This is a genomic window from Vreelandella venusta (genome assembly GCF_044809155.1).
Taxonomy (GTDB): Bacteria; Pseudomonadota; Gammaproteobacteria; order Pseudomonadales; family Halomonadaceae; genus Vreelandella; species Vreelandella venusta_B.
The window spans coordinates 3,135,187-3,149,538 of the sequence record NZ_CP085241.1; the positions used below are offsets into that span (position 1 = coordinate 3,135,187).

Annotated in this window: 14 protein-coding genes; 11 read left to right on the plus strand and 3 right to left on the minus strand. The window is 55.8% G+C overall.

Translation table 11 applies throughout. The annotated features are described in order from the left end of the window. Window position 1 precedes the first annotated feature (1 nt). Together LG301_RS14585 and speB are read right to left on the minus strand one after the other, a co-directional pair. Window positions 2–1,384 (minus strand): YjiH family protein, encoded by a 1,383-nt coding sequence (locus LG301_RS14585; protein ID WP_404471877.1) that lies wholly within the window; start codon window positions 1,382–1,384, stop codon window positions 2–4. Window positions 1,385–1,489: 105 nt separating this feature from the next. Further along, window positions 1,490–2,440, minus strand: coding sequence for an agmatinase (gene speB / locus LG301_RS14590; RefSeq protein ID WP_404471878.1), 951 nt, complete (start codon window positions 2,438–2,440; stop codon window positions 1,490–1,492). A gap of 252 nt (window positions 2,441–2,692) precedes the next feature. Between speB and LG301_RS14595 the strand changes: the two genes are divergently transcribed. From LG301_RS14595 to recQ, 6 genes are all read left to right on the plus strand, one after another. Further along, window positions 2,693–4,111, plus strand: a complete 1,419-nt coding sequence (locus tag LG301_RS14595; RefSeq protein WP_404471879.1) for a sigma-54 interaction domain-containing protein — start codon at window positions 2,693–2,695, stop codon at window positions 4,109–4,111. A gap of 113 nt (window positions 4,112–4,224) precedes the next feature. Beyond that, window positions 4,225–5,355, plus strand: a complete 1,131-nt coding sequence (locus LG301_RS14600) for an ABC transporter ATP-binding protein (protein WP_404471880.1) — start codon at window positions 4,225–4,227, stop codon at window positions 5,353–5,355. A gap of 28 nt (window positions 5,356–5,383) precedes the next feature. Beyond that, window positions 5,384–6,664, plus strand: a complete 1,281-nt coding sequence (locus tag LG301_RS14605) for an ABC transporter substrate-binding protein (protein WP_404471881.1) — start codon at window positions 5,384–5,386, stop codon at window positions 6,662–6,664. Between the two features lie 74 nt (window positions 6,665–6,738). Further along, window positions 6,739–7,623, plus strand: a complete 885-nt coding sequence (locus LG301_RS14610; RefSeq protein WP_404471882.1) for a carbohydrate ABC transporter permease — start codon at window positions 6,739–6,741, stop codon at window positions 7,621–7,623. Next, window positions 7,620–8,474 (plus strand): carbohydrate ABC transporter permease, encoded by an 855-nt coding sequence (locus LG301_RS14615; protein ID WP_404471883.1) that lies wholly within the window; start codon window positions 7,620–7,622, stop codon window positions 8,472–8,474. The genes LG301_RS14610 and LG301_RS14615 overlap by 4 nt, the downstream gene beginning before the upstream one ends. Before the next feature lie 62 nt (window positions 8,475–8,536). After that, window positions 8,537–10,363 carry a DNA helicase RecQ gene (recQ, locus tag LG301_RS14620; protein WP_404471884.1) on the plus strand — a complete coding sequence of 609 codons (1,827 nt, stop codon included), beginning with the start codon at window positions 8,537–8,539 and terminating at the stop codon, window positions 10,361–10,363. 37 nt (window positions 10,364–10,400) lie between these two features. Here the strand turns inward: recQ and LG301_RS14625 are convergent, their stop codons facing one another. Beyond that, entirely contained in the window at window positions 10,401–10,979 is a 579-nt protein-coding gene (locus tag LG301_RS14625) for a YgjV family protein (protein ID WP_404471885.1), read from the minus strand. Between the two features lie 276 nt (window positions 10,980–11,255). Between LG301_RS14625 and LG301_RS14630 the strand changes: the two genes are divergently transcribed. From LG301_RS14630 to LG301_RS14650, 5 genes are all read left to right on the plus strand, one after another. After that, the gene (locus LG301_RS14630) at window positions 11,256–11,714 is read left to right on the plus strand and encodes a DUF2170 family protein (protein WP_404471886.1); all 459 of its coding nucleotides are present in this window, start codon (window positions 11,256–11,258) and stop codon (window positions 11,712–11,714) included. Window positions 11,715–11,777: 63 nt separating this feature from the next. Beyond that, a complete protein-coding gene (locus LG301_RS14635; protein WP_404471887.1) occupies window positions 11,778–12,473 on the plus strand; it encodes a PspA/IM30 family protein in 696 nt (231 codons plus the stop codon). 23 nt (window positions 12,474–12,496) lie between these two features. Further along, on the plus strand, window positions 12,497–13,219 hold the full coding sequence (locus LG301_RS14640) for a DUF2491 family protein (protein ID WP_404471888.1): 723 nt from the start codon (window positions 12,497–12,499) through the stop codon (window positions 13,217–13,219). A 71-nt stretch (window positions 13,220–13,290) separates the two neighbouring features. Beyond that, window positions 13,291–13,704: a DUF350 domain-containing protein gene (locus LG301_RS14645; RefSeq protein WP_404471889.1), complete on the plus strand. Its 414-nt coding sequence runs from the start codon at window positions 13,291–13,293 to the stop codon at window positions 13,702–13,704. 13 nt (window positions 13,705–13,717) lie between these two features. After that, window positions 13,718–14,344, plus strand: a complete 627-nt coding sequence (locus LG301_RS14650) for a DUF1190 domain-containing protein (protein WP_404471890.1) — start codon at window positions 13,718–13,720, stop codon at window positions 14,342–14,344. Window positions 14,345–14,352 lie beyond the last annotated feature (8 nt).

Below are 14,352 nucleotides of genomic sequence, written 5' to 3' on the forward strand. Positions count from 1 at the left end.
CTTAGAAGAAAAACGTGTGGGCCATAAAGGCAATGATCGGCAGCGTAATGGCAGTTCGCAGTAGGAAAACGACCGCCAGCTCCCAGAACTTGATGGGAATTTTCGACTTGAGCAGCAGCGCGCCAATTTCCGACATATACACCAACTGCGTCATGGAAAGACAGGCAATCACGAAACGGGTCAGCTCGCTTTCGATGTTGGTCGCCAACACCGCCGGTAAGAACATATCGGCAAACCCTACCAGCGTAGCAGGAGCCGCCGCCTGAGCTTCAGGAATACGCAGCAGCTCCAGCACCGGCACCATAGGGTAAGAGAGCCAGGTAAACAGCGGCGTAAATTCGGCTAAAATCAGCGCCACGGTGCCGATCGCAAAGACCAGCGGCAGCAGCGTTAGGAAGATATCAATGACATTGAGTAGCGCTAGGCGGGCTAGCTCCCGTGGCCCCGGCGCACTGCCTGCCCGGCGGGTGGCTTGCAACAGGCTGTAACGGAACAAGCCCACATTTTCAGTACGCTCTTCGCTTAACTGACAGCCGACTGGCTCATAGTAGTCATCGGATTTACGCGACAGTGGTGGAATGCGCGAGACGATAACTGCGGCGATTAACCCGGATACCACCACCGTTAAGTAGAACTGTACAAAGAGATGATTAAGGTTAATGAAGTTGATCACTAACAGACTGAAAGCGATGGAAGCAACGGAAAAGTTGGTGGCAATCACCGACGCCTCGCGACCATTGTAGTAGCCCTGCTCGTACTGCTGAGCCGTAATCAAAACGCCTACGGTACCCGAACCCATCCACGAGGCGGTGGCATCGATAGCACTCCGCCCGGGTAGATTAAAAATCACCCGAAACGGTTTACGCACCATGGTGCCGATAAACTCCATAAAGCCGAACTCAACCAAAAACGGCAGCAGCACCGCCGCAAAGAAGAAGAACGTCAGCAGCACCGGCGCCAAATCGTTGAGCATCACGCCACCGGTAAAGGAAGCAGTGACGAACTCTGGCCCAAACTGGAAATAGGTCATCAGAACAAAAATGGCGCCTAGTACGCGCATCACCACCCAAATAGCCCCTACATCAAACATATCGTGAAAGGGGCCACTTTTTATCCAGGCAGGCTGGGCGATTTTGGCATACAGCGTTACCACGACGGATAAGCAGAGTATCACCACGGCAAGGGCAGGCAGCGCAGCGCCCAGCAGGGTTTGCAGGCCATCGGCCATTAGGCCCATGCCAATATTAATGGAGTCACCCACTTGAAAGGGGATTAGAAACAGCAGCACCCCAATCAGTGAAGGAATCAGAAACTTCAGTAAATGCGCGCGGGGTATCGGTGCCGAGGGGGACGGCTGCTCCGATTTATCATTGCTATACGACATAGAGGTCACCCATTGGAAGTAATTATTGGAGGTGGGCTGGCGGCGTTGTTAGGTCGGCGCTTTTTTTGTTTGATAGCTATTTATGCGTTAGCTATTCGGTTGGCATTAATCACTACGTTTAACGCCCGGCAGTACACAAAGCATTTCGTACAGCAGCGTGGCGCCCATTAGGGCGGTGTTTCCGCTAGGGTCATAGGGGGGTGACACTTCCACCAGATCACAGCCGACGATATTAAGGCCAGCGGCACCACGCACAATCTCCAATCCTTGAGCAGACGTCAGGCCACCCATTTCAACGGTGCCGGTGCCCGGTGCAACGGAAGGATCTAAACCATCAATGTCGAAACTGATATACACCGGAATATCGCCCATCTGCTCACGCACCTCCTGCATCAGCGGCGCTAGCGAGCGGTACCAGCACTCCTCGGCGGGCACGACGCGAAAGCCTTGATCGCGGCACCAGTCAAAATCTTCAGCGGCGTAGCCAGTGCCGCGCAGACCTATTTGCACCACTTTACCGTGGGCTAACAAGCCCTCTTCTTGCGCGCGACGGAACGGTGTACCGTGAGCAATCGGCTCGCCAAACATGTGCTCGTTAACATCGGCGTGGGCATCAATATGAATCAGACCCACCGGGCCTTGCTTTTTGGCCATGGCGCGAAGGATAGGCAGCGTCAGCGTGTGTTCACCGCCCAGAGTCAGCGGAATGCAGTCATGTTTCAGCACGTCATCGTAAAAGGCGGTGATGATGTCGACGCTTTTCGGCAGGTGAAACGTATTGATCGGTACGTCGCCTATATCAGCTACTTGCAAGCTTTCAAACGGCGCGGCGCGGGTCGCCATGTTGTAGGGGCGCAGCATACGCGACTCATCGCGAATCTGACGCGGGCCAAGCCGCGTGCCGGGGCGGTTTGAGGTGCCAATATCCATGGGGATGCCAATAAATGCCGCGTCTAATCCCTCGGCAGTGTCTTGAGTAGGCAGGCGCATCATGGTGGCAGGGCCTGCGAAGCGTGGCATGGTGTTGCCACCTAGGGGCTGATTAAACTCCGACATAAACATCTCCTTGGATTTGTTGTGACGCTTTAGCGTGGTTGACGCATCTTTATTAAGGCGCTGCCTTAGCTATCTCTTTTAAACATTGCACAGACCATGCCAAGTCGTAGATGCCCTAAACAGGTAGGATTACCAGCCAATTGATGCAAAAATGAATCGAAAAAGCACTCAGGCAATTCATATATGCATCAATAATTCAAAAATGAATCAAAAAAAGAGCAGACATCATTGGCTTCACGTGAGTGGCACTAAATGAGTGAGATAGACAAGCGCGTACTACAAACCATTGTGGAGACCGCCAACGACCACTTCTTTATCGTCAGTGGCGATGGACAAATAGTCGATATTAGCCCAGGCGCTGAAGCGGTTTACGGCGCTTCGCGAGAAGAGCTGCTCTCCAGCAGTGTTCATCAGCTCCAAGCCGCCGGCGTGCTTAAACCGTCTATTACTCTGGAAGTGATGCGCACCCGCAAGCCTGCACAGCTTATGCAGATAACCGGCACAGGTCGCCGAGTCATTGCCGAAGCCTACCCTGTGTTCGTCGATGGCAAGCTCGAACGTATTATCAGCCGCTCGCGGGATTTAACCGACCTGCAGTTATTACAGGACGAATACGCGCTGCTGCAAAAACGCTTTAGCGAACACTTAAAACGCAGCCAGGCAGCCCCGGATGCCGAGGAGCAGGCGCTGGATGACGCCCTGGATAATTTGCAGGTACGCAGCAGCGTGATGCGCGAAATTGCGTTACTACTCAAGCGAGTCGCCCCATCGGATGCCAATGTGCTGATGCTGGGGGAGTCTGGCGTAGGTAAAACGGCATTCGCCAAGCAGCTACACCGCTGGAGCCAGCGCTGTAACGGCCCCTTTATTGACGTTAACTGCGCGGCAATTCCCGAAAACCTGTTTGAGTCTGAGATGTTTGGCTATCAGCCCGGCGCCTTCAGCGGTGCCGCGCGGCAGGGAAAGGCGGGCCTGTTAGAGCAGGCGGAAGGCGGCACGCTGTTTCTGGATGAAATTGGTGAACTGCCGCTGCTGATGCAAACCAAACTGCTCAAAGTGATTCAGGACGGTAGTTTGTCGCGTCTGGGCGACACCCGTTCACGCAAGGTCAATTTTCGCTTGGTCGTGGCCACCAACCAGGATTTGGCTAAGCAGGTAGAGGCCGGGCTGTTTCGTCTAGACCTTTATTATCGCCTCAATGTGATTCCGGTCACCCTACCGCCGCTGCGCGACCGCCGGGAGGATATCCCCGACCTGGTCGAAGCGTGTTTAAGCCGGCTAAACCAGCGCTACGGTCGACGAAAAATTCTTGATACCCGCGTTTGGTCGACGCTAATGGGGAGTGAATGGCCGGGTAACGTCCGCGAGCTGGAAAACTGGTTAGAAAGAGCCTGGCTCTCAAGCCCCACCGACCAAATCGAGGTGCCCGCCGTGCTCCCACACGCCGAGCAGCTCCCAGCCAGTTTGCCGAACGCCGCGCCAGTAGCCTCGGCAGTAGCACTCGAGCCCCAGGAAACCCTCAAGCAGTACCTAGCGCGGCTGGAGCGAGAAACACTTGAAGAGCTGAGCAACACGCTCCCCAGTACTTATGCCATCGCCGAACGGCTGGGCATCAGCCAATCCAGCGTGGTGCGCAGACTTCAGCGCTATGGCATCAAAGTCGCCAAGTGATTTTCTGCTTGACACAGCTGCTGTCATCAACCATCCATGTAAGTGTCATGAAACGGCAACACCTTCAACACAAGCTGACTCAATAACAACCAACAGCCGGTGATGTGTGTGCTATGTCAAACCAATCGCGAATACGTTTAGAGGGCGTCACTAAACGCTGGGGCGCCTCCACCGCTGTCGATGGTATCTCGTTTGATATTGCCCCTGGGCAGTTCGTCATTCTGCTTGGCCCTTCAGGCTGCGGAAAATCCACCACGCTGCGTATGATCGCTGGCCTAGAAGAAGCCAGTGACGGACACATTCATATTGGCGAACGCGACGTTACACGCCTGCCGCCCGGCGACCGTGGCCTCAGCATGGTGTTTCAGTCCTACGCGCTGTTTCCGCATTTAAGCGTGGCCGACAATATCGTGTTTGGCCTGCGCAGCCGCAAAGTGCCCAAAGATGAGCAGCGCCAGCGGCTGGCGAAAGTCGCCGAACTGGTTGATTTAACCGATTACCTAGACCGCAAACCCGCCCAGCTTTCCGGTGGCCAGCGCCAGCGGGTTGCGCTAGCGCGCTCGGTTATTTCTGAACATCCAATCTGCCTGATGGACGAGCCACTCTCCAACCTGGATGCCCGGCTACGTAGTGATATGCGTCGGGAAATCAAAGCGCTGCAAAGCCGCCTGAACATGACGGTGATTTACGTGACCCATGACCAGGTGGAAGCCATGAGCATGGGCGACCGCGTGATTCTGATGCAGGACGGCAAAATCGTGCAGGATGACACCCCCGACGAGCTCTATAACCGCCCCGCCAGCACCTTTGCAGCAAGCTTTATCGGCAGCCCTGCCATGAATTTGCTGCCATTGGTGGCCAATGAGAATGGCGCCGTTATTGAAGGCGAAACCAGCACACCGGTTGCCCCCATAGAGGCCGCAGGGGGGCATTTAGGCATCCGCCCGGAAGATATTGAGCTAAGCACCACGTCAGCCCCAGGCGTACCCGCCATGGTAATCAGCGATGAGTACCTGGGGGCCGATACGATTGCCCATGTCACCGTCGGCAGCAATACCGTAAGGGTTCGCATGAGCGGTAAACACGCGCTTGCCGGTCAGCCTTGCCGCCTCCGCTGGGCACGTGAAAGCGCCCACCTGTTTGGGAGTGACGGCCTGCGCCGGGATGACTTAACGCCACACGCTTTATCCAACGCCCTTCGGGGTGTTCCTCGTCCACCGGCGGTGGGCTCTTTCCAGCAATGACAGCATTATGACAATTGTGGAGTCTCTTATGCGCTTGCGTACCCCTTTTGCAATGACTGCCCTGGCAGCGGGCTTGTTCAGCGCCGCCCAGGTAAACGCGGATAGCGTCGATCTGACCATGTACTACCCAGTCGCGGTGGGCGGTGCGCTAACCAACGTCGTCGATAACTTAGTCGCTGAGTTTGAAAGTGAGCACCCGGATATCAACGTCGAAGCGATCTACGCCGGTAACTACGACGACACCCGCGTGCGGGCGATGTCGGCAATGGAAGCGGGTGATCCCCCTCAGCTATCGGTTATGTTCTCTATCGATCTCTATGAATTGATTGAGCAGAACGCCATCGTCGCCTTCGATGATTTAATCGAAACTGACGAAGAGCGCGAATGGCTCGATGGCTTCTACCCTGGCTTGATGGAAAACGGTCAGTTAGATGGTAAAACCTACGGCATCCCTTTCCAGCGCTCGACCATTGTACTGTTCTGGAACAAAGACGCCTTTGAGGCCGCTGGCCTAGACCCCGAAACGCCCCCCGAGGACTGGGAAGAGATGGCCGAGATGGCCGCTACCATTCGCGAAGCCTCCAACGGCGAGCAGTGGGGCGTGATGGTGCCGTCGACTGGCTATCCCTACTGGATGTTCCAGGCCTTCGCGTTTCAGAACGGCCACCGCTTAATGAGCGAAGACGGCACCGAGGTCTACTTTGACGACCCAGCCGCCATTGAAGCGCTTGAGTACTGGGTATCGCTAACCACTGAGCACAATGCCATGCCCGACGGCACCATTGAGTGGGGCACACTGCGCCAGAACTTCCTCGAAGAATCCACCGCGATGATGTGGCACACCACGGGCAACTTAACCGCCGTGCGGAGTGAGGCTAATTTTGATTTTGGCGTCGCTATGCTGCCGATGAACACCCAGCGGGGTAGCCCCACCGGCGGCGGCAACTTCTACATTTTTGAAGATGCGACGGAAGAAGAACAGCGCGCGGCGATGACCTTTATTCGCTGGATGACCGCCCCCGAACGTGCCGCTGCCTGGTCGATTGAAACTGGCTATATGGGCGTTAGCCCCGCCGCTTATGAGACAGACGCGCTGCAACGCTATGTGGAAGAGTTCGCGCCAGCGGCGGTGGCCCGTGACCAGCTTGAACACGGCACTGCGGAGCTTTCCACCTACCAGGGCGGACGCATCCGCCGTGCACTGGATAACGCCGTACAAGCTGCGTTAACCGGCCAGATGTCGCCAGAAGAAGCGCTCAACCAAGCCCAGCAAGAAGCCGATGGGGCGCTACGCCGCTACGCTCGCTAGTGTTGTAAAACGTGTGCGATTGCCATTGCTCGCCGGGGCTTGCCCCGGCTTTTTAACAAACTTGCGGTACGCCTATGAACGTAACCTCTTATCGGCGAATGCAGTTATATGGCGCCCTGCTGCTACTGCCCGCCGCAGTACTGTTAACCACGTTCGCCTATCTGCCTACGATCACAACGGTGATTAACAGCCTGTTTTTACCCGGCTTTCGCGGCGCACCTGCCGAGTTTGTGGGACTCGAAAACTATCAGGTGCTGTTTGATGACCCCACGTTTTGGAAGGTAGCGCGCAACAACTTAATTTACGCTGTGGGTACGATTCCAACGTCTATCGCGTTGGCCTTGGGCATGGCGCTGTTCGTTAACAGCAAGCTTCCGGGGCGCGGCTTTGTGCGCATGGCGTACTTTACGCCCACCATTCTGCCCATGATCGCAGCTGCTAATATCTGGATGTTTTTCTACGCCCCGCAGATTGGCCTGTTTAACAACCTGCTCGGCGCATTAGGGTTTTCAGGGGTGAACTGGCTTGGAGACCCCAATATGGCGCTAGGCTCGGTGATTGTGATGTCGGTATGGAAAGAAGCCGGCTTTTTTATGATTTTCTACTTAGCGGCGCTACAGGGCATCGCCCCTGAGCTTAAAGAAGCTTCCGACCTTGAGGGCACCAGCCGCTGGAGCTTCTTCTGGCGAGTTACCTTCCCGCTATTAATGCCCACCACGCTATTCGTGCTCATTAACGCTTTGATCAATGCGATAAGAGTCGTCGATCATCTATTTATCTTGACTAAAGGCGGGCCCAACAACGCCACCAACTTACTGCTTTATTACGTGTATGAGAACGCATTTTCATTCTTTGACCGCACCACGGCAGCCACCATTACGGTGGTCATTTTGCTGGTACTGGCCGTCGTCGCCACGCTTAAGTTCACGATCCTAGACCGCAGGACCCATTACCAATGAGTTCAACCTTATCGCCTTCAAAAACGGTCTCGCTCCGCTCTCGTTACGTATCTATTCCATCGCTGGAAACCGTGGCCGCATGGCTGCTGGCGATTATCTGGGTCTTTCCCCTGCTGTATGCCTTTTGGGCCGCCTTCCATCCTAGCGAGTTTATGGTGAATTTTTCTCTATTTGCCCCACTGACGCTGGAGAACTTCACCAATGCATGGTCTCAGGCGCCCTTTGCACGCTACTACCTAAACACCTTTGCTCTCGTCACCGGGGTAGTGATCGGCCAGTTTATCGTGTGTACCTTGGCGGCGTTTGCTTTTGCACGCTTTCCGATTCCCGGCAAAAACGTACTGTTTATGCTGGTGCTGATTCAGCTCTTTGTATTCCCCGAAGTGCTGATTGTGGAGAACTACCGCATCGCCAGCGAGTTGGGGTTGATCAACACCATCACCGGTATTGGCCTGCCTTATGTCGCCAGCGCCCTGGGGATTTTTTTGCTTCGCCAAACCTTTAAAACCATCCCAAGGGAGCTGGAAGACGCCGCCCGCATAGAAGGCTGCAACTGGCTAGAAATTTTGTGGAAGGTGTATGTACCGCTCGCCAAGCCTACCTATTTAGCTTACGGGCTGGTCTCGATTAGCCACCACTGGAATAACTTTATCTGGCCGCTAGTGGTCACCAACTCAGTAGAGAGCCGCCCGCTCACGGTGGGCTTAGGCGTTTTTTCCGCGCCCGAAACCGGCGTTAACTGGGCCACCGTTAGCGCCGCGACGCTGCTGAGTATCGCCCCTTTACTCATCGCCTTTTTGCTCTTTCAGCGCCAGTTCGTGCAGTCGTTTTTACGGGCAGGGATTCGCTAGGCAAAATTCCTTAGGGTTTCGTGCGACAATTCTCCCTCAAGCACGCGACAAGGAGAGCATTGATGCACGGCGATCCCCATCCTGCAGCCCTCAAGGTGCTGCAGGAGGTATTTGGCTACGACAGCTTTCGCGGCCCCCAGCAGGCGATTATTGAGCATGTGATGGCCGGTGGCGATGCATTAGTGTTGATGCCCACCGGCGGTGGCAAGTCGCTGTGCTACCAGATCCCTGCACTGCTGCGCGAAGGCACCGCGATTGTGGTCTCACCGCTGATTGCCCTGATGCAGGACCAGGTTGCGGCACTGGAGCAGAACGGGGTCAGGGCGGCTTACCTTAACTCCAGCCTCGATTATCACGCGGCAGTCGAGGTGGAGAACCGCCTGCGAGCAGGCGAGTTGGATCTTTTGTATGTTGCGCCCGAGCGTCTGGCCACGGCACGTATGCAGATGCTGCTGGAACAAACCCAGATAGCGCTGTTCGCCATTGATGAAGCCCACTGCGTCTCACAGTGGGGCCACGATTTTCGCCCGGAGTATCGCCAGCTCTCCCAGCTTCATCAACGTTTCCCCCAGGTGCCGCGCATCGCCCTGACCGCCACCGCCGATGTGCCCACCCGGGGCGATATTATGGAGCACCTGCAGCTCCAGGAGGCGGCGCTTTACAACAGCGGCTTTGACCGACCCAACATTCGCTACCATATCGCCGAAAATCAGGGCAACGCCAAGGAACAGCTGCTGCGCTTTATCCGCGAGCACCACGATGGCGAGGCAGGTATCGTCTACTGCCTTTCACGACGCAAAGTGGAGGAGACCGCCGCCTGGCTAGAGCGCCAAGGGCTGACGGCACTTCCCTACCACGCCGGGCTTCCCGCCGAGCAGCGCCAGCACCATCAGGCCCGCTTTCTGCGTGAAGATGGCGTGGTGATTGTTGCCACCATCGCCTTCGGCATGGGCATCGACAAACCCGACGTGCGCTTTGTGGCGCATCTGAACCTGCCCAAGAGTATCGAAGCCTACTACCAAGAGACCGGCCGCGCCGGGCGCGACGGCCTACCTGCCGATGCCTGGATGGCCTATGGGCTACAGGATGTGATCACGCTGCGCCAGATGCAGCAGGGCTCCAGCGCTGCTGACCATCAAAAGCGCATTGAGCAGCAGAAACTCGACGCCATGTTGGGGCTGTGTGAAATCATCAGCTGCCGCCGTCAGGCGCTGCTTCATTACTTTGGCGATCACCTGGATGCGCCCTGCGGTAACTGCGACAACTGCCTAACCCCACCCGAGACCTGGGAGGCCACCGTAGCGGCACAGAAGGCGCTGTCGTGTGTCTACCGCACCGAGCAGCGCTTTGGTGTGACCTATCTGGTGGATGTACTGCTAGGTAAAAGCAACGAGCGCATCACTCGCTTTGGTCACGACAGACTCAGCACCTACGGCATAGGCAAAGACCTCTCCGCCAGCGAATGGAAGGCGCTCTTTAGGCAGCTGATTGCCAGCGGTTTTTTAAGCGTGGATATGGAGGGTCATGGCGGCATCAAGCTCACCGCTAACGCAAAGCCGGTACTGCGCGGCGAACAGGACCTCACCCTTCGCAAGCCAATCAACAAACCCAGTAAGGCTAAAGCGGCTCGGCGAGGCAGCAAAGTCTCTGCCACGCACAGCCACGGCCCACTGTGGGAGGCACTGCGCCAGCACCGCCGGGAGCTTGCCGAAGCCCAGGGCGTGCCCGCCTATGTGATTTTCCACGACGCCACCCTGGCCGAAATGGTCGAGCAGAAACCTCAGAGCCTAGCAGCACTGGGCGCAATCTCCGGCATCGGCGCGCGCAAGTTGGCAGATTACGGCGAGGGCTTTCTAACAGTTATTCTGGCGCAGCAGGAAGGCGAGTAGCGTTAATGCAGCAGGCTATCTTGATTACTGGGCGATGCTAGGTCGGGCGGTTTTTCTTAGTGATGGGATCAAGCCCCTCTGGATCTTCGAATACGTCAGGATATCTGCGCTTGGCCCGCACTAAACGAATGATGGTGACGATATTGGTGACCACAATCAGCCCTTCCGCGATAGTTCCGCCGATCGCGCCAATGAGCAGGTTGTTGAGCATCCACGAGAAGGCGGCCAGCCCTAGGCATACCCGCATGGCGATGCCGCGCAGCAAAAACATGCCTACGGTTCCCATTACCATGGCCGCCATGGGCAGAATATCCACCCAGCTTTGCCACGTAAAAACAGCGGCAATAGCACTGGCTAACAGCACGCCCAGCATAACGGCTTTGCTGCCCATATAGCGTCGGGCCAGCACAATGCGCACAATCACGAGTACGGTGAGTGCGGCCGCCGTCCAGCTTTCAAAAAAGACAAACTGCAGCGCAAAGGCCACATTGGCGGAGATCAGCAGCACTAATAATCTGTCGTCGTTTTTGCTGGCAAAAGCCACCACGCATATCACCAGCGCCACCAAGCCAAAGAGCTGACCCGCCAGAACACTATGGCTTAGGTTATCTAGCATTGAACACTCCCCTCTACTCGGTCTTGCCGTTGTCCCATGCTCGCACATTGGGTACTCACCTATGCACTTCCTGGCATAGAACTGGCGATTGGTCGCTTGCATCCTGCGGCATAGCAAACGCCTAGCGCGAGTGTCCGTGCTGCGCCTCATGTTGGCAAGGACCATTCCCCCACCTAAATAGACGTCTACATCATTAACAGCCATTGACTAAACTGAACCATTTACGTCGCTTGGTGTTAAGGTGAAACCCCTTATAGAACGATGGAGAAAGTCGCTTTGGACACACCTACGTTTACCAACGGCATCACCGCCACCGCGCTATATAACTTAGTCAGCCAGAAAGCCCCCAACAACGCTTCAGAGACAGCCCTTGAGTGGCCTAAAGGCACGATCAGCTTTGATGAAGCTAATCAGACGCTGATATGGGAGCTTAACGATTACGGCAACCTGTCGATGACCCTATCGCGCAGCGAAAATGAGTGGGTCGCCATGGCACCCATTGCCGCCGTCGACAGCGTCAACAACGCCGCCGAACTTAACGAAGTGCTGCTGCGCCAAGGCATTTCGCTACCGCTGGCCTCCGTGGGTATTGTCGAGATTGACGGGCGCGATCTTTACGTGGCTTACGGTCAGCTGTTTGGCGACTCAAAACTTGAGTCAATTTGCGCCGAGCTACACGCCACGGCCAGCGCCGCTATGGACGTCGCCGAACTGATACAAACGCATTTTATCTGACGCTGATAGCTGATCACTTATTGGCATTGTCACTACCGCATCAACCTACTCGTGAGATTATCTATGTTAAGCAAAATTATGACTGCCCTGCGCGGTAAAGCGAATGAAACTGGTCAAGCCGTGGTGGATTCTCAGGCGCTGCGCATTTTAGACCAGGAAATCCGCGACTCAGAAAACCACCTAGGCCAATCTAAAACCGAACTCACCCGCCTGATGGGCCAGCGCCAGCTGAATAGCAATAAAGCGGACACCCTGGAAAGCAAAATCGCCGAGCTGGAAAAAAGTGCCGAGGCCGCGCTGGATAAAGGCGAAGAAGCGCTTGCCGTGGAAGTCGCTGAGCGTATGGTAGCGCTCCAGGAGGATCTGGAAGCAGAACGCGCCATTGTGAGTGAGTACGATGCCAGCATCGAAAAACTGCGCAGTGCGATTCGCGGCACCGACAACCAGCTTCGCCAGCTTAAGCAGCAGGTTAGCGTGGTGAAGGCGACGGAATCGGCGCAAAAAGCCCAGTCCGCCGTAGCGGCTCGCCATTCAGGTCAGAACAGCGCCATGGGCAGCGCTATGGAGTCACTGGAGCGCATTAAAGAGCGCCAGCAACTTAATTCGGCGCAAATGCAGGCCGCCGATGATATGGCCGCAGAAGAGAGCGGCAGTTCGCTGGAAGCCCGTCTGAAAGCGGCGGGTATCGGTGGTCAAGAACGCAAAGCTCACGATGTGTTAGCACGCCTTAAAGCGAAGAAAAACGCGGCACAAGAGTAACCACTTCATTAGCGAGGCAGGCCATGTTTAACACCCTCAAGGCGCTTTTTCGCGCCACTACGGAAAAGTCTCCCGAACCGACCACAGGCCGCCCGGTAGCCGCGGGCCTACCCATGGGCATCAGCCAGGAAGACCTTGAGGGCCTGCGCCTGGATGGGCGCGTCAACATTAAGCTGATCGGCCTACGCGCCCACGCCGATTCACTGTTCCAGTGGGATGACGATGCCTATCACCATATTGCTGCCGTCGGGCATGTAGACCTTGGCCAAGGGGCGCATTTGGTGCGCTTCTATCTGGATAATGATACCTGGCTGCAAGCCAATATTGAGAACGGCCAGGTGCTTGAATACAAACTGTTCGATTTTTACCGTGTCGTCCATCTTTCCGATACTGAGTTCGATAGTTTGATCAACGGTGACGATAAACAGCCTGACAGCCTGGGCGCGCAAACAGTGGCGCTGACATCGACAACGGAAGAAGCACGTGCCTGCACGTATCAGCGAGTGTGGGGTAATGGCGACAGCCTGTGGTCACCACCGGTGATTTTCGACGAGCAGGTAATCACTACCGAAAGCCTGTCGGCTAGGCAAGTGACGCACCATGCCATGCTTTATGAGCGCACCATCGAAGGCACTGAGCGTATGGAGTACTTACTACTGAGCGCCGAGGATGATGGTGAAGGGGGCTTTATGGTGGTGCACAACGTCGGCGTGGATGTGGCCTCCGTCGACATTGATGCAATCTAAGCTTGAAGAAACAATTTTTAAGAACGGTTTTTAAGAACAGTTTTTACCCACGATAAAAGGAAACAATCACCATGGTGAACTACCTATACGGCTTACCGTCGTTTATTGCTTACCTCGTGACGGCGATTGTGCTGCTCACCGCCTTTATGTACTGCTATAGCCGTATGACTCCCCACCACGAATGGACCCTGATTCGCGAAGGCAACGCTGCCGCGGCAGCGGCCTATGGTGGCTCTATTTTAGGTTTTACCATTCCGCTGTACAGCGCGATGGCGCACTCCATTAACTTTATTGATTTTGTACTCTGGGGCATTGTTGCGTTTATCGTGCAGTTAGCGACGTTTTTCGCGGTTAAGCTGTTTCTGCGTAAGCAGGGTGAAAGCCTGTCTCAGCACATTACCGAAGGTCACAATGCTTATGGCATTTTGATGGCCAGCGTTGCCATAGCGGTCGGCCTTCTTAATGCCGCCTCAATGACGTGGTAAGGAGAGAGCCAATATGTCTAAGCATGACGATTTAACGCCTCATTTACCGCGCCGTAAGCGCAGCGGGCGCGTAACGCTCGCAATGATGGGTGCCAGTGCCTTTGGTCTTACTGCCTGCGGTCAGCCGCCCCAGGAAGAGCAGATCACGGAAGTCGAATTCGATCAGCCACGCAGCTTTCAAAGCGTTGAGGATTGCGTGGCAGAGAATATCTATACCCGCAGTGCCTGCGAAGATGCCTACCAAGCCTCATTAGAAGCGGTGCCGCGCTATAGTACCCTTGAAGAGTGCGAAGCAGAGAATGGTGAAGGCGCGTGTACCGCCCCGACGGAGGAGCAGTCCCAAGCGGCGACGGGCAGCACGGGAGGCAGCTGGTTTATGCCCGCCATGATGGGCTATATGGTCGGCAGCATGATGTCTAACACCAATCGTGGCCGCTCTTTTGAACGGGTCTACCAGGAGCCGGTTTACCGCAATCGCCAGAACCAAGGTAACTGGAACACCGCCTCTAACCAGGCGACCCAACGCGTCACTCAGCGTAACGATGCGATGCGCAGCTCAGTGGCTCAGAGTCGCCAAGCCGCGTCTCAGCGCAGCGGTTTTGGCTCTCGTTCCTCGGCGCGGGGCGGCTGGGGCTCCTAAGTCGCCAG